Annotated in this window: 23 protein-coding genes; 7 read left to right on the forward strand and 16 right to left on the reverse strand. The window is 35.6% G+C overall.

The genetic code is table 11. The annotated features are described in order from the left end of the window. Positions 1-8: 8 nt before the first annotated feature. The 4 genes from KI338_RS00480 to KI338_RS00495 are packed head-to-tail and all read right to left on the reverse strand — an operon-like array spanning position 9 to position 4,662. Positions 9-1,499 carry a Na+/H+ antiporter subunit D gene (locus tag KI338_RS00480; protein WP_212919023.1) on the reverse strand — a complete coding sequence of 497 codons (1,491 nt, stop codon included), beginning with the start codon at positions 1,497-1,499 and terminating at the stop codon, positions 9-11. Next, complete coding sequence (locus KI338_RS00485) at positions 1,492-1,830, reverse strand: Na(+)/H(+) antiporter subunit C (protein ID WP_212919024.1); 339 nt, start codon at positions 1,828-1,830, stop codon at positions 1,492-1,494. The genes KI338_RS00480 and KI338_RS00485 overlap by 8 nt, the downstream gene beginning before the upstream one ends. Beyond that, a complete protein-coding gene (locus tag KI338_RS00490) occupies positions 1,830-2,261 on the reverse strand; it encodes a Na(+)/H(+) antiporter subunit B (RefSeq protein ID WP_212919996.1) in 432 nt (143 codons plus the stop codon). The genes KI338_RS00485 and KI338_RS00490 overlap by 1 nt, the downstream gene beginning before the upstream one ends. Continuing rightward, positions 2,251-4,662 carry a Na+/H+ antiporter subunit A gene (locus KI338_RS00495; RefSeq protein ID WP_212919025.1) on the reverse strand — a complete coding sequence of 804 codons (2,412 nt, stop codon included), beginning with the start codon at positions 4,660-4,662 and terminating at the stop codon, positions 2,251-2,253. Before KI338_RS00495 ends, KI338_RS00490 begins: the two co-directional genes overlap by 11 nt. A 166-nt stretch (positions 4,663-4,828) precedes the next feature. On the opposite strand from KI338_RS00495, the gene KI338_RS00500 reads away from it, so the two are divergent. Next, entirely contained in the window at positions 4,829-5,518 is a 690-nt protein-coding gene (locus KI338_RS00500; protein ID WP_212919026.1) for a universal stress protein, read from the forward strand. Positions 5,519-5,556: 38 nt separating this feature from the next. On the opposite strand, the gene KI338_RS00505 is transcribed toward KI338_RS00500, so the two are convergent. Next, on the reverse strand, positions 5,557-6,120 hold the full coding sequence (locus tag KI338_RS00505) for a tyrosine-type recombinase/integrase (RefSeq protein WP_212919027.1): 564 nt from the start codon (positions 6,118-6,120) through the stop codon (positions 5,557-5,559). Positions 6,121-6,531: 411 nt separating this feature from the next. Here KI338_RS00505 and KI338_RS00510 point away from each other — a divergent pair, with 411 nt between their 5' ends. After that, positions 6,532-7,176, forward strand: coding sequence for a YczE/YyaS/YitT family protein (locus KI338_RS00510; protein ID WP_212919028.1), 645 nt, complete (start codon positions 6,532-6,534; stop codon positions 7,174-7,176). 78 nt (positions 7,177-7,254) lie between these two features. On the opposite strand, the gene KI338_RS00515 is transcribed toward KI338_RS00510, so the two are convergent. Next, positions 7,255-8,880 (reverse strand): hypothetical protein, encoded by a 1,626-nt coding sequence (locus KI338_RS00515; RefSeq protein WP_212919029.1) that lies wholly within the window; start codon positions 8,878-8,880, stop codon positions 7,255-7,257. Continuing rightward, positions 8,873-9,670 (reverse strand): ABC transporter ATP-binding protein, encoded by a 798-nt coding sequence (locus KI338_RS00520; RefSeq protein WP_373306329.1) that lies wholly within the window; start codon positions 9,668-9,670, stop codon positions 8,873-8,875. Before KI338_RS00520 ends, KI338_RS00515 begins: the two co-directional genes overlap by 8 nt. A gap of 218 nt (positions 9,671-9,888) precedes the next feature. Between KI338_RS00520 and KI338_RS00525 the strand changes: the two genes are divergently transcribed. Together KI338_RS00525 and KI338_RS00530 are read left to right on the forward strand one after the other, a co-directional pair. Beyond that, complete coding sequence (locus KI338_RS00525; RefSeq protein WP_244853247.1) at positions 9,889-10,302, forward strand: ribosomal maturation YjgA family protein; 414 nt, start codon at positions 9,889-9,891, stop codon at positions 10,300-10,302. Between the two features lie 97 nt (positions 10,303-10,399). Next, entirely contained in the window at positions 10,400-11,905 is a 1,506-nt protein-coding gene (locus KI338_RS00530) for an aldehyde dehydrogenase family protein (protein ID WP_244853249.1), read from the forward strand. A gap of 85 nt (positions 11,906-11,990) precedes the next feature. Here KI338_RS00530 and KI338_RS00535 read toward each other — a convergent pair whose 3' ends face one another. Beyond that, entirely contained in the window at positions 11,991-12,725 is a 735-nt protein-coding gene (locus KI338_RS00535) for a glucose 1-dehydrogenase (protein WP_212919032.1), read from the reverse strand. A 19-nt stretch (positions 12,726-12,744) separates the two neighbouring features. After that, positions 12,745-13,191 carry a MarR family winged helix-turn-helix transcriptional regulator gene (locus tag KI338_RS00540; protein ID WP_212919033.1) on the reverse strand — a complete coding sequence of 149 codons (447 nt, stop codon included), beginning with the start codon at positions 13,189-13,191 and terminating at the stop codon, positions 12,745-12,747. Between the two features lie 308 nt (positions 13,192-13,499). Here KI338_RS00540 and cax point away from each other — a divergent pair, with 308 nt between their 5' ends. Continuing rightward, complete coding sequence (gene cax, locus KI338_RS00545) at positions 13,500-14,561, forward strand: calcium/proton exchanger (protein WP_212919034.1); 1,062 nt, start codon at positions 13,500-13,502, stop codon at positions 14,559-14,561. Positions 14,562-14,659: 98 nt separating this feature from the next. Here the strand turns inward: cax and phnE (KI338_RS00550) are convergent, their stop codons facing one another. The 5 genes from phnE (KI338_RS00550) to KI338_RS00570 form a co-directional block, all read right to left on the reverse strand. Beyond that, positions 14,660-15,466: a phosphonate ABC transporter, permease protein PhnE gene (phnE, locus tag KI338_RS00550; RefSeq protein ID WP_212919035.1), complete on the reverse strand. Its 807-nt coding sequence runs from the start codon at positions 15,464-15,466 to the stop codon at positions 14,660-14,662. A gap of 15 nt (positions 15,467-15,481) precedes the next feature. Further along, complete coding sequence (phnE, locus tag KI338_RS00555) at positions 15,482-16,297, reverse strand: phosphonate ABC transporter, permease protein PhnE (RefSeq protein ID WP_212919036.1); 816 nt, start codon at positions 16,295-16,297, stop codon at positions 15,482-15,484. A 5-nt stretch (positions 16,298-16,302) separates the two neighbouring features. After that, positions 16,303-17,076: a phosphonate ABC transporter ATP-binding protein gene (gene phnC, locus KI338_RS00560; RefSeq protein WP_212919037.1), complete on the reverse strand. Its 774-nt coding sequence runs from the start codon at positions 17,074-17,076 to the stop codon at positions 16,303-16,305. A gap of 107 nt (positions 17,077-17,183) precedes the next feature. Further along, positions 17,184-18,209 carry a phosphate/phosphite/phosphonate ABC transporter substrate-binding protein gene (locus KI338_RS00565; RefSeq protein ID WP_212919998.1) on the reverse strand — a complete coding sequence of 342 codons (1,026 nt, stop codon included), beginning with the start codon at positions 18,207-18,209 and terminating at the stop codon, positions 17,184-17,186. Positions 18,210-18,507: 298 nt separating this feature from the next. Continuing rightward, positions 18,508-19,524, reverse strand: coding sequence for a YeiH family protein (locus KI338_RS00570; RefSeq protein ID WP_212919038.1), 1,017 nt, complete (start codon positions 19,522-19,524; stop codon positions 18,508-18,510). A 110-nt stretch (positions 19,525-19,634) separates the two neighbouring features. Between KI338_RS00570 and KI338_RS00575 the strand changes: the two genes are divergently transcribed. Both KI338_RS00575 and KI338_RS00580 read left to right on the forward strand, forming a co-directional pair. Then, positions 19,635-20,528: a LysR family transcriptional regulator gene (locus tag KI338_RS00575; RefSeq protein ID WP_212919039.1), complete on the forward strand. Its 894-nt coding sequence runs from the start codon at positions 19,635-19,637 to the stop codon at positions 20,526-20,528. 100 nt (positions 20,529-20,628) lie between these two features. Next, on the forward strand, positions 20,629-21,006 hold the full coding sequence (locus tag KI338_RS00580) for a VOC family protein (protein ID WP_212919040.1): 378 nt from the start codon (positions 20,629-20,631) through the stop codon (positions 21,004-21,006). Between the two features lie 108 nt (positions 21,007-21,114). On the opposite strand, the gene KI338_RS00585 is transcribed toward KI338_RS00580, so the two are convergent. Together KI338_RS00585 and KI338_RS00590 are read right to left on the reverse strand one after the other, a co-directional pair. Further along, the gene (locus KI338_RS00585) at positions 21,115-22,323 is read right to left on the reverse strand and encodes an MFS transporter (protein WP_212919041.1); all 1,209 of its coding nucleotides are present in this window, start codon (positions 22,321-22,323) and stop codon (positions 21,115-21,117) included. A 12-nt stretch (positions 22,324-22,335) separates the two neighbouring features. Continuing rightward, positions 22,336-22,782: a MarR family winged helix-turn-helix transcriptional regulator gene (locus KI338_RS00590; RefSeq protein ID WP_244853253.1), complete on the reverse strand. Its 447-nt coding sequence runs from the start codon at positions 22,780-22,782 to the stop codon at positions 22,336-22,338. Between the last annotated feature and the right edge of the window lie 172 nt (positions 22,783-22,954).

Raw genomic sequence — 22,954 nt, forward strand, 5'->3', positions numbered from 1 at the left:
TTTCCACATCATGGGATATCATTTCCAGCGAAAACTGCCTCTATATATACTTCAGGATCCATTAATCCATCTACAGCAATTTCCACATAGGAATGAATCCATTCTGGTCCAATACCTAGTGCTATTGTCAAGGCTGTCAATAATACAAGTGGTAGAATAAGACCCTTTGTTGATCCCTTTTCCTCATCCTCACTTAAAATAGTTTCTCCCCAAAAGACGTTCATAAAAATCTTCATTAAAGAATACAAAATCATTAGACTAGTAATTAAACCAATTGCACCTAGCCAATAGTATTCAGCTTCAAAAGAACCTCTCGTAATAAAGACCTTTCCGATAAATCCACTTAATGGGGGGATTCCAATCAATGCGAGAGCAGCGATGAAGAACATCCACCCCAAATAAGGATGGTTGCGAATTAACCCACTCATTTCCTTTATATTTCTAGTCCCAGTTAAATAAATGATAACTCCCGCAATAAGAAAGATTAACGCCTTAGTAATCATGTCATGCACTAAATAATAAACAGTACCTAACAGTCCGAAGCTTGTAAAAGTCGCAAGCCCAGCTAGTATAAAACCAGATCCAATAATGACATTATAGGTTAAGATTCTACTAATATCCCAATAACCAATAGCACCGATACCACCTAGAATCATGGTTAAGGCAGCTAATACCCCAATCATGGTGTGTGTTATTTCAGGTTCATGATAGAATACAAGCGTAAACATGCGAATGATTGCATATATCCCAACCTTCGTTAATAATGCTGCAAATAGAGCCGATATGGCTGCAGGTGGAACCTGGTAGGAGCCAGGAAGCCAATAAAATAAAAATAAGCCAGCCTTAATACCAAATACGAGCAGGAATAATAATGCAACAGTTGTTATAAATCCATCCTGCCCAGCCTCTGCAATACGTACAGATATATGTGCCAGATTAAGCGTACCCGTTAAGGAATATATATACGCAATTCCGATTAGGAAAAATGCGGAGGACAAGACATTAATAATTACATATTTCATTGTCTCCCTCAGCTGTAACTTTCCACCACCTAATGAAACCAATACATACGAGGCAAGGAGAAGAATTTCAAAAAAGACGTATAGATTGAATAAGTCCCCAGTTAAAAATGAACCATTTACACCTGTAATCAAAAATAAAAATAAAGAATAAAAATAATGCTTTTCTCTACCTTGACCAATTGTTTTAAAGGAAAAAAGTAAACAACATAGTGAAACAATACTACTTGTAAGAACTAATAACATAGAGAACATATCGCCCACAAGCCCAATTCCATATGGTGCCTGCCATCCACCCAATTGCAGGGTTTGAATTCCATTATTCTTTATTTGACCAATGATAATTATGGAGATTCCAGAGACTAAGACCATGACAATTAAACTGATTATTCGCTGCAGTCGAATGTGATTCCGAAATAGAATAAAGATTAGTCCAGCGATTAACGGCATAATGACTGGCCATATTAATAAGTTATTCATGTTCATTACCTCTCAATTTGTTCATGTCAGCTGTACCATGTTTTTTATAGGTCCGATAACTTAGCACTAATAGAAATGCGGTTACTGCAAAATTAATGACGATTGCCGTTAAGATTAATGCCTGTGGAATTGCATCGGTAAAGGTATGCAATTTTTCCGTAAGTAGTGGGGGACCTCCTTGTTTCAGTCCACCCATTACCATAATCATTAAATTGATGGCATGACTGATGAGAGAAAGTCCAAGTATGATTCGAAGCATTTGATTGGTTAAAATTAAATAGGTTCCAATTGTAAAAAGGATTCCGATAACGATTGCCATTAATGTTTCCATTACAGTTCATCCTCACTTATGCTTGTAATGATGGTCACGGCAGTACCGATGACAGCAAGTGCTACGCCAATATCGAATAACACTGCAGTAGCGAGTTCAGTCTTGCCAAAAACAGGGAGGTTAAAATAGCCAAATGCTTGTTCTAAAAAATTGTCTCCATAAATCATGCCAACTAGTCCTGTAAATACGGAGATCAATACCCCCAGTGCAGCCATTTTTTTATAATCTATCGGTAGATTTTTTCTTATTTTCTCAATGTCGAAGGACAAATAAAGTAGGACGATACCAGCTGCTGTTGTTAAACCTCCTATAAAGCCACCACCAGGATAATGATGACCCGCCCAAAATAAATCAATGGAAAAGGTAAAAATGATAATGGAGGCAATCTTCGTTACAGTGTGCAATATCACGTCATTTGGTTCAGGTTTCATCATATTCACTTCCTTTTGGGCGAAGCTTAATTAGGGTATACACGCCGATACCGGCAATCAGTAATACAGCTATTTCTAGCATCGTGTCAAATCCTCTGAAATCAACTAAAATCGCATTAACAATATTATTTGCCCCTGCTAATTCGTAGGCATTTTCAAAGAACTCTGAGATGGGTGTAAATAATTTATGACCAGAAGCACTTAAAGTCATAAGCGTAACAGTAATTCCAACACAAATAGATATCAAGAGATTGACGAGTTTGAATTTCATCTTTTCAAGCTTTTTTCCAAGCTTTGGTAGATGGTAAAAGCATAGTAAAAACAATACAGTTGTCGCTGTTTCAACTACCATTTGTGTGAGTGCTAAATCTGGTGCGCGGAAAATAACAAAGAGCATCATGACTAAATATCCAACTGCACCTAACGCTACAATCGCTGTAATTCGATTCGTTGTAAATAAAGTGGTGAGGGCAGCAATAACCATTGCAACTAAAATCCCTACATCATAAATGGAGTAATCTGCATTACTAGAAAGGTCTAGTTTTAACCCATCGAAAATAATAAGAGAACTAATCTGTACTACCGTTATAAAAATTAAGATATATAGTAGATAGTGGCGAATAGACCCAGTCATGTAGCGATTAGTAAAGGAAGCAAATCTCTGTTCCATTCCTTCCATACCTGCATTGTATAGATAGTTCAAGCTTAGTTTTTCCGGATAAATCCGGAAAGCAATATTCCATTTTTTTATTGAATAGAAAAGCAACAATCCAAAAATAATTACTCCAATTGTCATAAGGAGCTCTGTATTTACCCCATGCCAAGCTTTGATTTCAAATAATTTATGAGTAGCTGACACGGAAGGTACTACAGCAACTAGAGCTGGTTTTATAATATAGGTAGCTAATAGATTCGGAACAAAGAAAATCAAAACAACAAGTATTCCTAATATGGTAGGAGGCAAAAGCATACCAATTGGTGCTTCATGTGTCTTTTCCTTAGGAAGTCGTTCAGGATGAAAGGTCCCGAAAAATGGTCGAACGAATAGCATAAAGCAGTAGATAAAGGTAAAGACACTAGCAATCCAAGCTATGAATGGAAATAGTTTAGTTAAACCATTAAAACCAAATATGGGATTATCAGAAGCTGTGAGCATTCCTGTAAAGAACATTTCCTTACTTAAAAAACCATTGAAAGGTGGTAAACCAGCCATAGAAAGACTACCTATTAATGCAATGGTAAAAGTAATGGGCATGATTGCCATTAGTCCTCCTAGCCTTCGGATATCTCGGGTCCCTGTTTCATGGTCAATTATTCCAACAACCATAAATAATAATCCCTTGAAGGTTGAATGGTTGAATAAATGGAATAGCGCAGCGAAAATTGCAAAGGCAAATATTTCTTTAGAATCTCCAATTCCACTTGTTAATGCTGCAGATCCTACTCCAAGTAAACTCATAATCAAACCTAGTTGGCTGATCGTAGAAAATGCTAAAAGTGCCTTAAGGTCGGTTTGTCTAACTGCCCGAATAGAGCCATAAATCAAAGTGATTATTCCAATTCCTGCAACTAGCCAGAACCAAATAGAACTACCACCAAAAATGGGTGACATCCGTGCTACTAAATATAATCCGGCCTTTACCATGGTTGCGGAGTGCAGATATGCACTAACTGGTGTTGGTGCTTCCATCGCATCAGGTAGCCAAATACTAAAAGGAAATTGAGCGGATTTTGTAAATGCTCCAAGAAGAATTAAAGCCATAGCTGGAATAAAGAGAGAATGGCTATGTATGTTTTCGACATTTGCCATTATTTCTTGAAGGCTGTACGTATCATTTATTATGGCTAGCATAATGACACCAGCTAACATAGCTAGTCCACCAAATACTGTAATGAGCATTGCCTTTAAAGCACCAGTACGGGATCTTTTTCGTTCATACCAATAGGCAATTAATAGGAATGAAGATACACTGGTGAGCTCCCACAGTGTATATAGGACTAGAACATTATCCGAACACACGAGGCCAAGCATTGCCCCCATAAACATTAATAAATAAATATAAAAGTTATGAAGTGCTTCACGTTCTTTTGCCATATAAAATATCGAATACATTACAACTAAAGTTCCCACTCCACTAATAATGAGGCCAAACATTAGGGAAAGCCCGTCTAAATAGACATCGAAGTTAATATCTAAGGAAGGGATCCAGGACATAGATAAATATATAGTCTCGCCATTAGCAATAGCAGGAATATGTTTGAGAAAGTATACAAAAATGATGAATGGTACTAGGATGACATACCATCCCGTATGAAAAGTAGAGTTCAATTTTTTGTAGATGATTGGAACGAATATTGCGGCTATAAATGGTAATAAGAGAATCATGTGAAACAAACTCAAAACTTTCACTCCTTGTATTAAAAATAACCCATTTTCAAAATGTATAAAGGAAAAAGGTATGAAATTCACTTATGGCATTGACTCTTTATGAAGCATAATGATATAGTCATACTTAGTTTACGAATAAGTTAACTTTTTATATATAATCCATGGGGTGAATATAGTTATGGAAACTATGCAAGGCCGTTGTGATGAAAGTATACTCGTATGTGTTCATTACGGTCCAAATGGTGAACGACTTATAAAGCGTGGTTGTAATATTGCCAAAATGCTAGGGTGTCCGTTATATATTCTTACTGTTGATGCAAAGCCATTTGATGAAATGGATGCTGAAAGAAGCTTTTATATAGAAAGCTGGAAACAGTTGGCAGAAGAACATAACGCAGCCGATTTTATTATTATGGACAATGAGAAACGACCTGTTTCAAGGGTAATTGCTGAAGTTGCCCGTGAAAAACATATAACTCAAATTATTCTTGGTCAAACAGCGCAAAGCAGATGGGAACAAATCACGAAAGGATCTTTGATTAATGCCTTACTTCACGAGATTCCTTTTGTTGATTTGCACATTATTTCTGTAACGCGGTATATTCGTGATGAGAATGGACAATTTCAACGAGGGGTAAGAGCTTATCTTATAAAGGAAGATGAGCATTACCAATTAACGTTTAAGCATTCGAATTCCATTATTTATGAAGGAATCTTCTTTAAAGAGCAGGGCACTGACTTTGATAATGGAATATTTAAATTTATGAAAGATAAAGAACTGTTTAAGGTACAAGTGACTGAAGGACTAGTAAAGGAACTTAAAAAAGTTGAAATGCATGTTGACTATGAACAGGAAAGTAAATCATAATTTTTACATAACTCTCCACATATGGAGAGTTATTTTTTTTAGAGATTCACGTCAACCTTTACCAACTTTTTTTCTTCCTCGGAAATGCCGATATATTTCAAGGTTTCCTTTCTAGAGTTATGGTGGAAGATTGACATTAAAATAGAAATGGCAACCCCTTTTTGGTAAGCATGGTACCCAAAAGTTTTACGCATGGTATGTGTGCCAATTTTTTCTTCAATTCCAGCCGCTTTGGCAGCATGATTAATAATTCGATATGCCTGCTGACGAGTTATTGGTTTATCATTTTTCTTTGATTTAAATAAATAATCCCCAGCTTTTAACTGACTATAAGGTAAATAGTTCTGTAATGCTTCTTGAACCCTACTATTTAAATAGTGTCCCTTTAAGCCCTTTGACTTTTCATCCCGTAAGAAAAGAAATTCCTTTGGTTGGTTTCCATCCCAAACTTCTTCTACTTTTAGAGATAATAAATCCTGTGCATTTATCCCAGTGTTAATACCTATCACAAAAAGGGTATAATCCCTTCTTGAAGATCTTTCCAGTATTTCTTTCATCTTATTAATCTTTTCTAATTCTTTAATTGGGACAACATATTCCATCGTTTTACTCTCTCCAATTATGTTACATAATGTAATACTAACATAGGTTATGTAACATTATCAACGATAAAGTCAGTGGCTAAAGGATGAATTACTATGATTTCTTATGAGAATCATCAGCAAGAAGCTTGCAAATTTATTATGGATTATCAAAAGAAGAATATTGTGCTACTATTGAGAAAATAATGGAATAGAAGGGGAGACATAGTGGATATGCAGTAACCCGGCGAATAAGTTTTCTAGCTCAGGTATTGAATATATTGTTTGTACGGAATTGTGGATATATTCTAGAGGGTTACGTAACAAAGCCAAGTAAGTTTAAATCACGTAATTAAAATTTTTTTGCATTTAAATTTTTTTCATAAGTGTCTTCTTGCGGTTGAGAAAATGGAAGCAGAGGGAAGGGATGAAATGACACGGGTCATCCGCTGGCTATTTTATTTCTCTGGGCTTTTTATGTTTAGCTATGGAATAGCCATTGCATTAAAAATGCAATATTTAGGCATTCACCCTTGGGATGTCCTAAATGTTGCACTGTATGAAAAGTTAGGATTAATAATTGGAACTTGGGCAATTATTATTTCCATTCTATTAATCATTGTTTCCTGGGTATTGGATAAAAGCTATATTAAAATTGGAACCTTTTTAAATGCTATATTAGTAGGAGTATTTGTGGACTTTTTCTTATGGTTAGATTTTCTCCCCACTGCAGGTCATAACTGGTTCGATATAGTAATGATGGTTATTGGCATTATTACAATGGGAATTGGGGGTGGCTTGTATAACTCGGCTGAAATGGGGGCAGGTCCAAGAGATGGATTTATGCTTTCCATTGCAGAGAAGCTAGGTAAGTCTGTTGGTTTAATTAGAATCATTGTGGAGTTATTAGTATTACTACTTGGATTGTGTTTAGGCGGACCTGTATTTTTATTTACTTTTATTTTTACATTTATTCAAAGTCCAGTATTTGCTTTTTCATTGGATAAATTTAAAGGGATTATTATATTAATGGAAAGGCGCAATATGAAAAAGCAATCCACAAGGACTAGTGCATAAAAAAGAACAGAAGCTGGACGATTTATAAAAAATGCCTCTGTTCTTTTAAAATAGTGTACCAAAAACATGATTACAGGATTACTTGAAAACTAGTTTCCATCCAACGATATTAATAATACTTAATACAAGTAAATATCCGTAGATTCCAAATGGGATTGCTAGCACGATAAAATGTACCAATACAAAAAAGGCAACAGCTACCATTAATAAAATCATTTTCCCAGTATTTCCACCGCTTTGATTGGCAGATTCTAATGGCTCTGTAAACGGGTATTTTCCATTATTAAATACACGATAGGCAATGAGAACTAGCAAAATAGCTGACAAGAAAACAATGATTAAATCTGGTATTATTCGAAATGAGAATATCCAAATATACACAATGGACAGTACTGATAGGATAGGTAGATACAGTTGAACTAAAAAAGCTTTTAAGGTTGCACGATATACTGCTGAATGCTTATGAATTGGAGTTGTTTGGAAAATCCATGCACCTTTATATTTTCCAGAAAATTGGAGCATATATACAACCGTGCCAATTATGATATTGCAAAAATAAATCGTTAAGTAAGATTTCCCCTGGCTTATATCAGAAAATGATTGATACCCTAAATTATTAAAAAGAAAAATGAATGGAAACACTAACGCCATTCCAAGTGACGGATACACCTTTAATTTAAAATCTCTTTCGCGACGCAACATGATAGAGGAAAAACGATAGAAGGCTCTTTCCTCTTTACTAATACAAATAAACCTCCCAACCGATTCACTAAGGTTCCAGCTTCTCTTTTTTCTTGTCCCTGATTCTTCCATTAGTTTCTGTAAATTTCGTTCAAACGAAGGCATGAGAAGAGAATAGATATAAATAGAAACAATTGGACCAATCACAGCAAGTATGGATAAAAGAATGATTCCAATTGAATATTCCTGGTTTAATAAGAGCTCGAATGGTGCTCCAAACCAAATTGGCGGAATAAGAACATGCCACCAGCTGAAATCATAAATGAATTCCTGATCAACGAAATCAAATAATCTGATGACGATTTGATATCCAACTACTACTCCAATAGCAAGCAGTATTTGTACGTAATTAATAATATCTTTTAGTTTTTCTCCATCAAATAAACGCAATATAAACATATATACGAGCACTGTAAATGCCATGATAAAGAGGCCTAATAAGATAATTTCCACAAGAAATATAAGGAAATATACGATACCTTTCGTGAAAATCATCACTACGGATGGTATAGCTATAAATGCACCTGTAATTAGGCTCAAATAAATTGCTATATGAACAATTTTTGCCGCACTTAGGGTTCGCGGATGAATTGGTTTTGTATTTAGTATCGCTTTATCGCGGATGTTCAATAGAACAGAGGAGAAGTCCGAAATCAAGGATGTCATTAATATAAACATGGATATACCAATCATGATGCTAATCTGGAACATATAGCTATCCCCAAGAAAAATAAAAGGAACTAACATTAGACCATAAAATGCGTATATCAATAGTGACAGGAGAAAGTTGTTTTTTCCTTCTTTTTTCTTTTTAGACATATCATTAAGTATGGTCGGTACTCGTCGCTGATCCATGGTTAGTTTGACTTCTAGAATTTTCCTCATGGTTGGGTAGTCTATTTTCATCGTACGAAAAAGAGGCTGAAAAAAGTCTAGAATCTTGAGTGAAGTGAAATTATGCATTGTCATCATCCTCCATTACAATGGAGACAACTTTTTTTGCTGTATGCTTATGTTGATCAAATCCAGTAAGCTGATTAAATATCCCTTCTAGCGAACCTTCTTTACTCTTTTCTTTTAATTCATCAAATGTACCATCTGCAGCTATTTGACCGTTTACCAATAAGACAATGCGAGTGCTTATCTTTTCTACTACGTCCATAATATGGGAAGAGTAAAATATCGTCTTGCCTTGGTTAGCAAGCTCCTCGAGCAAGTCTTTTATAATCATTACACTATTAGCATCTAATCCACTAAGTGGCTCATCAAGAAATAGTAAATCTGGATTATGTAGCAAACTTGATAGGATAAGAACTTTCTGCCTCATTCCTTTTGAAAAGGAAGATATTCGTGAATGCATTACCTCATGTAAACCAAATTCTTCTAGCAGTCTTTCTGCTTTTACTTCTACTTTTTCTCGATTCAAACCATATAGCTCACCGATAAAGGTTAAATATTCCATTGCGGTAAGCGTATCGTAAACTTCTGCATTTTCAGGTACATAACCAATTTTCTGTTTGAATGATTGGTCACTGATTGCAATATCTTGACCAAAGATCTCAACCTTTCCACCATAACCATTAATTAATCCAAGCATAATTTTTAGCGTAGTACTTTTTCCAGCGCCATTTGGACCAATATACCCAATGATCTGCCCACTATAGACATCTAAATTTACCCCTGTTAAAACATTTTTCCCTGAATAGCTCATTGTTAAATTTTGTAGAGATAGCACTTTTTCCTTGTTCCCCATATACATTGTCCTTTCTCTTATTCTTGTCTCTATTAACATAACAATCTATATAATTGAAAGCAAACAGAAAATAAAGAAAACTACCATTATCATAATGGAAGCTACTCTTTAAAGGAGAATAATAAAAATGAATATAAAGCCACATAGAAATGATAGAATTAAATGATAGATAGTAAGATTAGGAATAAGCAAAATAGAGGATGGGGAAGTGTCATTCATTGGATGTTTTAAAAGAAAGAAAAAATAGGTATGTTTATTTGTTAGCAGTTGCACTTACGATTGCTTTAGGCTTAGCCTCAAGAAGATTTTCTGATTCTCTACCGGAATTTATTGCAGAGAATGCAGGGGATATGTTGTGGGCGATGATGGTCTATTTCGGTTTCCGTGTTTTATTTTTGAATAAGAGTATGTTATTTGCTTTTATTTTAAGTATGTTGTTTAGTTTTGGAATTGAGTTTAGCCAATTGTATCAGGCGGATTGGATTAATCAGATTAGGAATAAATGGCTCTTTGGATTAATCTTAGGAAAAGGCTTTTTGTATGTAGATTTGATTCGGTATACTTTTGGAATAATTATTTCTCTAATTATTGATTTTCTAGGAAATAATCTGAAGTTAAGAGACTATAAATAATTCGTATGTTAAATCTATTTCTTTCCATATATTCAAACGAATAAAACATTATTTGGGGTAGATTCTAAAACCAAATGGAATGGAAAGAAGGGATTAGGTGGACAATTATTATTTAATGTATGTGAATGGTGAATTTCGTGATACATCCTCAGGAGAAAAAATTACTGTGCTGAATCCAGCAACGGAAGAGGTAGTAGGTAGCTGTGTAAAAGCAACGAAAGAAGAAGCGGAAGAAGCAATACAACATGCACGAATAGCTTTTGACAATGGGTCTTGGAGTGGACTTAAGGCTTCTCAGAGAGCTTCCTATTTATATCAAATTGCCGATAAGCTAGAGGAACGAATAGATGCCTTGACAAAGCTACATGTACAGGAGTCAGGCTCTACTATTATAAAAGCAAAAGGAGAGATTCATTCTTCCGTCCGTACGATTCGTCATTTTGCAAAACTATGTCAAACGGATTATCATTATGAGGCAATTACTCCGAATGAGGAAGCAATTAGTTTTAGCTATAATTTTATAGAACGAGAACCTATTGGCGTTTGTGCTGGAATTGTTCCCTGGAACTTCCCGTTTAGTCTCGCCATTTGGAAGATTGCTCCAGCACTAGCAACTGGGAATACCATAATTGTAAAGCCAGCTAGTGAAACACCTTTAACAATGCTTGAGTTAGCTAAAATTGTAGACGAAGTTGGATTGCCAAAGGGTGTATTAAACATTATTCCAGGGTCAGGTGCAGTAATTGGTGAAACCTTAGCCGAACATCCACAAATCGATAAGATTGCATTTACTGGTTCAACGGTTGTTGGTAAACGAGTGATGGAACTTGCTTCCACCAATGTGAAAATTGTGACATTGGAATTAGGAGGAAAATCAGCAAATATTATTTTAGATGATGCTAATTTAGAAGTAGCAATAGATGGAGCACTATTTGGTACGTTCTACCATAGTGGACAGGTATGTGAATCTGGGACAAGGCTGCTTGTACAGGAGAGTATCTATGATGAAGTAATCAATAAACTAGTTGAACGCGCGAAAATGATAAAAGTAGGTGATCCATTCCAGCCGCAGTCAGGGATGGGACCAGTTATCTCTAGAAAACAACGTGATCAAATTGAAGAATATATTCGCATTGGTAAAGAGGAGGGGGCAAGACTCGTCCTAGGTGGTGAAAGGCCGGCCGGTAGTATATTCGAAAAAGGATTCTGGATTATGCCAACTATTTTTGCTGATGTTAAAAATGATATGCGAATAGCACAGGAAGAAATATTTGGTCCTGTATTATCGGTAATCAAATTCAAAACAGATGATGAAGCAGTTCAAATTGCCAACGATACGATTTATGGATTAGCTGGTGGTGTCTGGTCGAAAAATAATAAGAGGGCCGTAAGTGTTGCAAAACGAATGAGAACTGGTACGGTATGGATAAATGCATATCATCTATTAGCAGACACTGCACCATTTGGAGGCTATAAACAGAGTGGGATAGGGAGAGAATTAGGTATTCAGGGCCTGCTAGCCTATACCCAAACAAAACATATCCATGTTGATCTGGATCAAAGTACATCGAGATATAAAATTCTCCTCCCGGAAAAAGAATGAAGCAGAAAAATTCTATCAGCATAGGATTAACCCCGAATCACGGTAAGGTGGTTCGGGGTTAATTTATTAGACAAAACCTATCTTGTTATTGAGCTGTTAAACCACCATCAATAACAAATTCTGAACCAGTGCTATAGCTTGATTCATCAGATGCAAGATATAAGACCAGGTTTGAAACTTCCTCTGGTTTAGCCACTCTCCCTGCTGGAATATGTTTGGCAAATTCTTTAATAATATCCTTAGAATCTGCTTGGGATATCATAGGTGTTTCAATCACTCCAGGGTGAACGGAGTTAACACGAATACCATTATGAGCTAAGTTTAGTGCAGCGGCCTTTGTCATACCTCTAACAGCAAACTTCGTATCTGTGTAGCCAATAGCTCCACCGACTAGTCCATTTATAGAAGAAATATTCACAATGGAACCTCCATTTGCTTTTTTCATAGATGGTAGGACAGCTTTCATCCCTAAGAAAACAGAGATCTGGTTGATATCAACGATCCTCCTATATTCTTCTTCTGTTATCTCCTCAATGGATTTATTCATACTAATTCCTGCATTATTTACCAATATATTTACTGGCCCAAATTCCTTTTCGGTTTGGGAAACAACTTCCTCCCAATTTGCTGCTTTTGTTACATCTAGTTTTACAAATTTAGCATTTTCACCAAGCTCTCTTGCTAATACCTGTCCATCTTCCTCTAATATATCTGCTATCATAACTTTTGCACCTTCATTAATAAATAGTCGTGCATGAGAGGCACCCATTCCACGAGCTGCGCCAGTAATAATTGCGATTTTTCCATTTAATCTTGTCATTTAAGGTTCTCCTTGTTAGTTAAAATTTGTTTTTGTTTTTTCTTGCTTGAATTCCTTTCATTAGCTTTTCTTGAATGTTCAAATATTGCTCGATTTCCTCTTCAGAAAGAACTTCAAAAAGCTCAATAAATACTTTTTTGCCAATAGCCTGTGCTTCTTTTAATGCCTTAGATCCTTTCGTAGTAATTTCTAATTGGACAGCACGTTTGTCGGATTCATCATAGGTCTTCTCTATCAACTCTAGATGAACTAATTTCGTTGCAATATGTGTCATAGCACCTTTTGTGTAGCCAATTGTATCTGCCAACTCCACTTGCTTTTGTGGGCCTTTCGTCTGCAGTTCTGCTAATACGAGGATAGGAGATATTCCTAAAGGATAGTGGAATTCCTTTGTAAATTGAATAATATTTTCATTATTCATTTGTTCAATAGCATGAATTAATTTAAAGATATTCGTCTGTTTCAACTTATTACTCCTTTAATGGTTATTGACATTCTTCTTATAACAAGCGTACCAATAACATATTCTACACATTGACAAGGCCACTACCAATTTTAACAGTAATAATTAACTACTTTATCCTGGAAATAATTCAGAAGCTGTCATCTCCTTGAAAATAGTTTAGTGTTAAACTAATTACAATACTAGTTTAACACTAAACTATATTTTTTGGAAGTAGCACAATTAGTAATGGTTGGTTAACTATCGATATAAATTCGAGTGAATTGGGTAATATATTGTTATTCAGGCACAAGAAGGTGGAGATAATGTTGATGGATAAGATCTTTACTATTTCAGTTATTGTGGGTGTTCCTGTATCCCTGATCGGTGCGTTCCTAGAATGGCCATCCATACTTATGTTTATTATTTACTGTTTATCGATTATTGCTTTAGCTGGACTAATTGGAAGAGCAACAGAGAGTCTTGCAATTGTAATGGGCCCAAGAATTGGCGGGTTACTTAATGCAACGTTTGGAAATGCAGTTGAATTAATTATTTCAATCTTCTCATTGAAAGCAGGGCTAGTTGGGATTGTTCTAGCGTCGTTAACTGGTTCGGTTATAGGTAACTTACTTTTAGTTGCCGGTCTTTCTTTTTTTGTGGGTGGTCTAAAATATAAACGGCAATCATTCAGTATTCATGAGGCTCGGCATAATGCAGGATTATTAATTTTTGCGGTGATTATTGCTTTTGTGGTTCCAGAAGTATTTTCAAGTGCTATGAATGAGCAAAAAACGATGGGGCTAAGTATCGGGATATCCATCATATTAATCGTGTTATATTTTGCTGCGCTCTTGTTTAAATTTGTAACGCATCGTGGGGTATATCAAAGTAATGATAAAAGGGAGCAGGATGCACAGGCAGAGGAAGAACCTGAATGGGGGAGATTCAAGGCAATTATTGTTTTAGCAGTTGCTACGATTGCGGTAGCATTTATTTCAGAGCATCTAGTTGGTACTTTCGATGATATTGGACAAGCCTTTGGGTGGTCTGAATTATTTATTGGTATCATTATTGTTGCTATTGTAGGAAATGCTGCAGAACATGCTTCTGCAATCATAATGGCATTCAAAAATAAAATGGATGTCGCTATTGAAATTGCTATCGGTTCAACACTTCAAGTAGCGATGTTCGTGTTACCAATACTAGTATTACTCTCGTTATTATTTAGTACCACGATGCCACTGGTTTTTACTTGGCCAGAGCTAATAAGTATGGTGACAAGTGTACTATTAATCATCATGCTAACGATTGACGGTGACACTAACTGGTTTGAAGGTCTCATCTTACTCGCTGCTTATACAATAATGGGAATAGGATTTTATTTTATTTAAGTAAAAATATACTTGGATAAAACACTTAAGAGGCATCCCTATAGTAGGGATGCCTCTTAAGCTTTAGCGCCAAGATCGATGAAGTTAATTAAATATTATTAACCACGAACTAGTTTTCCACGTAAATTGTTGGATAATAATTCAACAATAAGAATGAGAATTACTAAGCCAATTAAAATTGATCCAACTTCATTCCAACGATAAGAATTCATCGCGAAAATTAGTGGGGCACCAATTCCTCCTGCACCTACTAAACCAAGTACAGAAGCCTCCCTAAGGTTCATATCAAATCGATATATAATGGTTGATAAGAACATAGAGAATAGCTGTGGTACGATACCAAATCTTATTTTTTCAAATGTTGTACATCCGATAGAGGTCATCGATTCCAAAATGCTCGTGTCAAGATCCTCAATAGCATCGACAAATAACTTTGCTAACATCCCAATGGAAACTAATGCAATTGTTAGGACACCGGCAAAAGGACCAGGGCCAGTTACCCGAATGAACATTAGTCCATATACAAGGGCAGGAACCGTTCGAATCATAATAAGCAATAGTCGTGTTACCCAAGCGACTGGAGATGGCACCACATTAGATGCTGACAAAAACGCTAGCGGGATGGCTAGTATTGAACCAATAATAGTACCTAAAAAAGCGATTGCTATTGTTTCGACAAGTAAATATGGAACTCCCTGTGTTGTAAAGGTTAGCAATAAATCTAAATCAGGATGTACAATACCTGAAAGGATGCTAGTAGCAATCTTCCATCCGCTTTCCTCAACATTTTGCAAATTAATTGCTGTAAAAGACCAAATAAACAATACCAATAATATTGTTGTAACAACAAGTAGATACCGTCTATTATTTGGTGATGCACTTAGCTGTTTTTCAATTGTATCCATAATATTGTTCCCCTTCTAGATTAACCTTTTTCTGAAGTGTTCACTGACTCTTTCAATAATAAATACTGTAATAACTAGTGTTAATAGAATCATTCCAACGCTTGCATAATCACGCCAGCCTAACCCTTCATTTAATAATAATCCAATTCCACCTGCGCCAACATATCCTAAAATAGCAGCATATCGAACATTTCCTTCGAAGCAGAACAATGATGTGGATAAATAATTTGGCAAAACCTGTGGGAAAATTGCATAGCGGAAGGCTTGTATTCGATTCATACCGAGTGACTCCATTGCCTCAAATGCACCCATATTTACATTTTCAATTTGCTCATATAATAGCTTACCAACATATGCCACTGTAAAAATAAAAATTGCAACGGTACCTGCTAATGTTCCTAGACCAAAAACAAAAGTAGCAATTAATGCGGTTACTAGTGTAGGCATCGTTCTTAAAATACTCAAGAAAACTTTTGTAATCGCAACAACTATTTTGCTTTTCACAACATTAGTGGATGCGAGATATGCAATAGGAATTGCAACAATGGAACCTAGAACTGAACCAAGTAACGACATTTTAATTGTATCAAGTAGTGGTTTCCATATATGAGGCGTATAGTCCCATTTTGGTGGAATCATGTCTATAATAATAACGAAAAATTCATTCCACCGTTCAGCTAAAACGGATAAACTAAATCCAGTGAATTTGATTGAAAAATAAGCCGCTATCAGAAGTAGGACTAAAATAACGGGGACACGGGATCTTTTTTCCAATACGACCTTACCATTCGGAAGGGCTATCTTTTTTGGAGGAAAAATTTTATCATACATATTTTCTATTCCCCTTTATCCTGTGACATAGTTTCCTTTTCTATTTGGCCTTTATAGATGTAATCTAATACTTCTTCTGTTACTTCTGCTGATTTTCCATCAAATACGACTTTTCCATCACGAACACCAATAATTCGATTAGCATATTCAAGTGCAATCTCGACATGGTGGATATTAATAATAACAGTAATGTTCATTTCTTCATTGATTCGTTTAAAATCATTCATTACTTGTTTTGCAGTTACAGGATCAAGGGAAGCAATCGGTTCATCTGCGAGAATAATATCAGGATTTTGGGCTAATGTACGTGCTAGTGCAACACGCTGCTGTTGGCCGCCTGATAATTGATCAACGCGGACATATGCTTTATCAAGAATACCGACTTGATCTAAAGCAGTAAGTGCTTTCGTTTTATGCTCTTTGGAGAATACACCAGTTAATTTTCTCCAAAATGGTAGCTCAGGAACAAAGGAGACTAGTACATTTTTTAACACAGATGTTCTCGTAACAAGATTAAATGATTGGAATATCATTCCAATTCGCTTACGAAACTTACGAACTTCTTTTCCTCTTAAGGAGCTAACATCAATATCATCAACGATTAAGCTTCCACCAGTTATATCATGCATACGATTGATACAGCGGATTAATGTTGACTTACCTGCTCCAGAAAGACCAATAATAGCAACAAACTCTCCTTGGTCTATTTTTAAATTAATATCCTGTAGTGCTTTTACATTATTTCCATATGTTTTTTCAACATTGATAAATTCAATCATATATGGTTCTCCAATCTTCTCAAAAATGAGGATGTCTCATAGAGGTATCCCTCTAAACGGGAAGACCTTGCTATGAAACAACCTCATTGGCTTCATTATTTAACAGATTATTTTAGATTTCTAACAATTTCTTGTGCTTTTCTTTCATTATCATAATCAGAAGATTTTGCTTCTTGATAGCCTTCGTGATTATAGATGGAGATAACTTCTTTTCCTTTATCTGTTTGAGCAATATTCATAAATGCTTTTTGAATTGCTGCTTTTAGATCATCATCCATGATCTTGGAGTTTTTACTAACACTGATAGTATCGTTGTAAATTCCAGGTGTTACCCCAATAACATTTGTTTCATCCCAGATAGACTTTTCACGATTGAAGTCATTTTTCCATGCGTCTTCATTATCACGTCTAGCATCTGCATATGTTACTACAACATCAATTTGACCTGCAGCTAAGCGAGCAAATGCACTTCCATATGAATCGGATTGAACTACTTTATCAAGGTCAGTAATCGTTTTATCATAATTATCACTTAACCAAATTGCTGGGTAAATATAGCCAGCTGGTGATGAAGATGACATTACAGCCCAATTAGCGCTATTTAAATCGTCCCAAGTTAGCTCTTCACCATTGTTTACTTTCTCAGCTAGCTCTTGTCCTTTTTTAGAAGGACCAGCAATTGCTAAAGCACGGTAGTAAGTAACCTGCTCATCTGAAGCTTCAGTTGGTTTATTATCATTCCAGTCCTTTGCATTATCAGAATCAATGCTTAATCCTGCACGAGTTGCTGTTAAGACAACTTCTGCACCATCATCATATAATACATAAGTACCACCAGGGATAAGGCCAATATCGATTGTTCCAGCAGAAAGTCCTTCTCCTACTGCCTCATAGTTTGTACCTACTGTAATATCTACATTCTTTACATCATAGCCTTGATTTTTAAGCTCTTCTTTTAGAAGTTCTTTTAAAGGCTCTGTTGCAGTAATAATTTCTTCAGGCTCTCTTGAGGGAACAAAACCAACGGATAATTTATCGATGACTTTGTTTCCGTTGTCGTCTGAATTCTTATCCTTTGAAGAATCATCCGAACTTCCGCAAGCAGAAAGTACAGCAATAAACATAATGACCATTAAAGACAATAATATCTTTTTCACGCTTTTTAATCCTCCTAAGATGTTTTAGTATGACACTAACTATTAAATTGTATAGATTAATATGTACAACCGTCAAGAAGTAAATGACATTTTCGTTAATTATTTTACAAATTGTTTTCTATTATGACCTCTTTCTCAAATTTTTAAGCTATAGTACATAAAGTTCAAACTAGTAATAATTATATTGAAAAATAATTAAGTCTTGATGTCTTGTGTGTAAAATGATTGTAAAGCGATCAATCCTCTCGAGTAAAGGGCCCGAGAGGATTGATCGCTAAATAGTAAAGTACATCAAGATTGACAGTGCAACAGATGTAATGAGCATTGCAATTAGTGGCTTTAAAGCCTTTGAACGCAAATCTTTCAAACTCACATTGAGCCCTAGCCCTACCATGGCTGCCGTAAGTAACCAGGTTGTTATGGAAGAAATTATATTCATGCTATCTTGAGAAACTGGGATGGAATGACCAAAAACATAGCTTCCAAGAATACTTAATAGAATAAAACCGAATAGAAACCATGGAAATTCTATTTTGGCATCCTGTGTATCAGAATGTTTATTTTTTCTCTTCATCAAGAAGATAAAGATGAAGCATAGTGGAACTAAGAGAAATACACGTCCTAGCTTGGCAAGAAGTCCAATTGCTAGCGCGTTTTCGCCACCAGGTGCAGCAGCCAATGCAACATGGGCAACCTCATGTAAACTGCTACCGGACCAGACTCCATACTGAATAGCATCTAATGGGAGAAATGGACGCAAAATAGTATACATAATAGCAAAAGCAGTTCCTACTAACGCAATAATTCCTACACTAATAGCAGTATCCTCATCCTTTGATTTTACAATTGGTGCAATGGCTGCAATGGCTGCTGCACCACAGACACCTGTTCCAACTCCTAATAATAAGGAAATCATATAGTCTGCCTTTAAAAGCTTTGCTATCCAAATTGTTAAAAGGATTGCAAAAATGATAACCAAAGCATCTCTTATTAGAAGCCCGATTCCATCACTTAGAACAGTATTTATATTAAGTTTAAGACCGTATAAAATTATAGCAGCACGTAATAAACGCTTGGATGAAAAAGCAATTCCTGATCGTAAAATTTCAGGATAACGAAAGATTTGTCGGTAAAGAACAGCAATAATAATTGCACATGCGAGCTGTCCAACCTGATTAAATCCTGGTACTAACGCTAATAAATATCCAAGTAGAGCAATCAAAAAAGTAAAGCAAACCCCGAGTGACCAAGTCATTAGGGGATATAATTTTTTACTAGTTGCTAGAGCCATAATATCACCTCAATAATAAGTGTAATAAAATTAATTCTATAAGAGAAATAAATATAAGTTATAATAATCATAAGCAAACAATTATGAACGATAGTTGAGGTGTTAGTAAGTTGGATCAACAGCTTCGAGTTTTTATTTCTGTGGTGGAAAAACAAAGCTTTTCGCGGGCAGCTGAGGAATTACATATGACACAGCCAGCTGTAAGTCAGTATATACGTACTTTTGAGGGCAATTTAGGTATGAAGCTTTTAGATAGAACGAATAAATATGTCCGATTAAATAAAGCGGGTGAGATTGTGTATCATCACGCAAAGGAAATCGTTGGATTATACGCAAGAATGGAGAACCTTTTGATGGATTTGACGAATAAAGTAAGTGGAGTACTGTCAATTGGTTCCAGTTATACATTTGGCGAATATGTTCTTCCACATGTAATTGCCAATATGAAAAAGTCCTATCCAGAAGTTCACCCCTCTGTAACGATTGAAAACACGGAGAAAATTGCGGAACTAGTAAAAGGTCATCAGATAGATATTGGAATCATAGAAGGGAATATAAAGGAGGATAGTCAACTAGAGAAAGAAGATTTCTTGGAGGATAGAATGGTAATTGTTGCTTCTTTTAATAATTCGTTGACACAGAACAAAGGAACCATAGATTTAGGTGAATTAGAGAGGCAGACATGGATATTACGAGAAGAAGGTTCTGGGACTAGGGAAGCAGGGGAAAAAATATTCCAGCGATTAGGGATTCGACCTACCAATTTAATGGTATTTAGTAGCACCCAATCGATAAAAGAAGCAGTAATTGCCGGACTTGGGGTTAGTTTGCTATCAGAGATTGCGGTTCAAAAAGAACTTCTTCATAACAATATGAAAATAATCGAGGTAGAAGGCTTGCCATACACAAGAAACTTTTCAATCATTACCGCATCCCCATATCAAACCAAAGCTTTACAGGAGTTAATTCGAATGCTAAAAGAGTACGGATTAAAAAGAGGATAGTTTATTTTTTCTCATGTAGTACTTTTTAGCTTTACAGGTGATGAGCGTATTTCTATATTAGTCTTAATAGAAGATCTACAAAAAGAGAGGAGGATGCCAGATGATTAATCAAGTTGGTCAAATAATGCTGTATGTGAACAACCAGGATGCTGCAGTAACGTTTTGGACGGAGAAGGTTGGTTTTCATGTCATTGCAGAGGAGGATGATGGGCAAGGCTTCCGCTGGATTGAGATTGCCCCTTCGAATAATACAGAAACAAGTATTGTGCTCCATAATAAGGAACAGGTGGATAAAATGGAACCAGAATTAAATTTGGGAACACCATCTCTGATGTTTTTTACGAAGGATTTCAATCAATTATACCGAAATTTATCTAGTAAAAATGTAAAGGTTGGGGAAATAGTTGAACTACCCAATGGTAGAGTTTTCAATTTTGCGGATGATGAAGAAAACTATTTCGCTGTAATGGAAAGATAAGGTAGTATTTTTCATGAAAAAGCTATCACAAATTAAAGATGTGATAGCTTTTTCTTTTGCTTATTATTTAAACCATATAAAAAGGTGGGAGGGGATAAACGAATTTGTTTATCCTTTAACCGTATGGTTTATATTTTTTACTTTGTTACGCTCTTTTTTTCCGTGCATTAGATAATAGATAATGGTTGTAAATAAGACCAGAAAGCCCATTACCATATATAACTTACGATAACCCATGTACGGGATAATAAGACCTAATAAATAAGGACCAAATCCTAATCCAGCATCAAGGAAAATATAATAGGTTGATGTAGCTAACCCCACAGATTGAGGTGGTGCTGCCTTAACAGCAATAGCTTGTGTAGTGGATTGCATATTCCCATAGCCTAGACCGATTAGAACACCTGCTAATAGTAATGGTATACTATTTTCTACTGTGCTTAAAAGGAGTAGTCCTGCAGCATTTAATATAAATGCTGGATACATTATGGAATTAGCACCTTTAGCATCCATTAAGCGGCCAGAAAACGGTCTAGAAACAAGTATTGCGACAGCATAGACGACAAAAAATAGACTGGCAATTTCCACTAGGTTAATTTCGATGGCATAGAAATTAATGAAAGATAGAACACTCGAATACCCTAACGATAGAATGAATACCACAAGGGCAATCGGTAGTGCAGTAGGCTCGATAAAATTAGAAATTTTAAATGCACTAGAGGGCACTTTTTCTTTCGGTAATTTACTATCTGGGATTGTTGAAAGGGTTGAGATAATAAAACTTATAATACCTAACGCAAGACAAAAACCGAAGATAATTTGATAACTTGTATGATGGCTCATAAAAATCCCAATGAACGGTCCGATAGCTGTTGCTAGTGTAACACTCATACTATAGTAACTAATCCCTTCTCCTTTCCGATCGTTGGGAATAGTTTGTGCAACAATGGTTCCTGTTGCAGTACTTGCCATGCCAAGGGCGATTCCTTGTAAAAAGCGATTAATTAGTAAGAAGACAATCCCTAGTTTTATAAAATAGAGAAAGGAAGTTACAATAAAAAAGATTAAACCAGTATAAAGCATCGGCTTACTTCCGATAGTTGTAATCATTTTACCAATAAATAATCGTCCAATTAACGTTCCAATAATGAATATACCTGTCACTAAACCTGCTTGACTTTCAGATACATGAAATTCTTCTACAGCGTAAACTGACATTGTTACTAGTAATAAATAAAATACTAAGTATAAGAAAAAGTTCGCAGACGATATGATGATAAAGTCTTTCGTCCACAGTTTTGCTTTTGCTTGTTCCACGTGCATATCTCCTTAATTCATGATGTTTTTCCGTATTGCTTCCAATATACGGATAGTCTCCTGTTGTTCCTGTTCCGATATTCCTGTTAATATTTCTTCCTCAAATTCGTCAATGGTGATTCGAACAGATTCATACACGGCCATACCTTTTGGTGTAAGCTGTATTCGTTTTTCTCGTCTATCCTTACCTTTTACTTGCTTGACATAATCTTTTTCTTCCAAGCTAATAATTGTTCTTGTTATTGTTGGTTTTTCTACTCCTTGATAATGAGCGATTTCAACGTTTGTTGAAGAGCCATTGTGAAATAAATAATATAAAATAGTCCACTGTGCTCGGTGTAATTCATGCTTATTTAATTCAATATTTAAGCGGTTCTCAAATGGACGATACAAAAGGATGAGCTGATGAAAAAACTTTTGTGATGATTTAATTGGAATACCTCCCTTAATAGTTAACAAGGATAATAGTTAGCAAGAGTAACCATATAAGTATAGCAAAAAAAGTGGACAAAGTGAAGGCACGGATAAAAAAAGTTATATAAATAGGGGGTGACAGAGATTACATTCGAGCTAAATGCAAACAAATGCCTTTACAAGCATTAGTTATTCAGCTATTATTCGAATTAAATAA

The sequence above is a fragment of the Ornithinibacillus bavariensis genome, assembly GCF_018333235.1.
GTDB lineage: Bacteria > Bacillota > Bacilli > Bacillales > Amphibacillaceae > Ornithinibacillus > Ornithinibacillus bavariensis.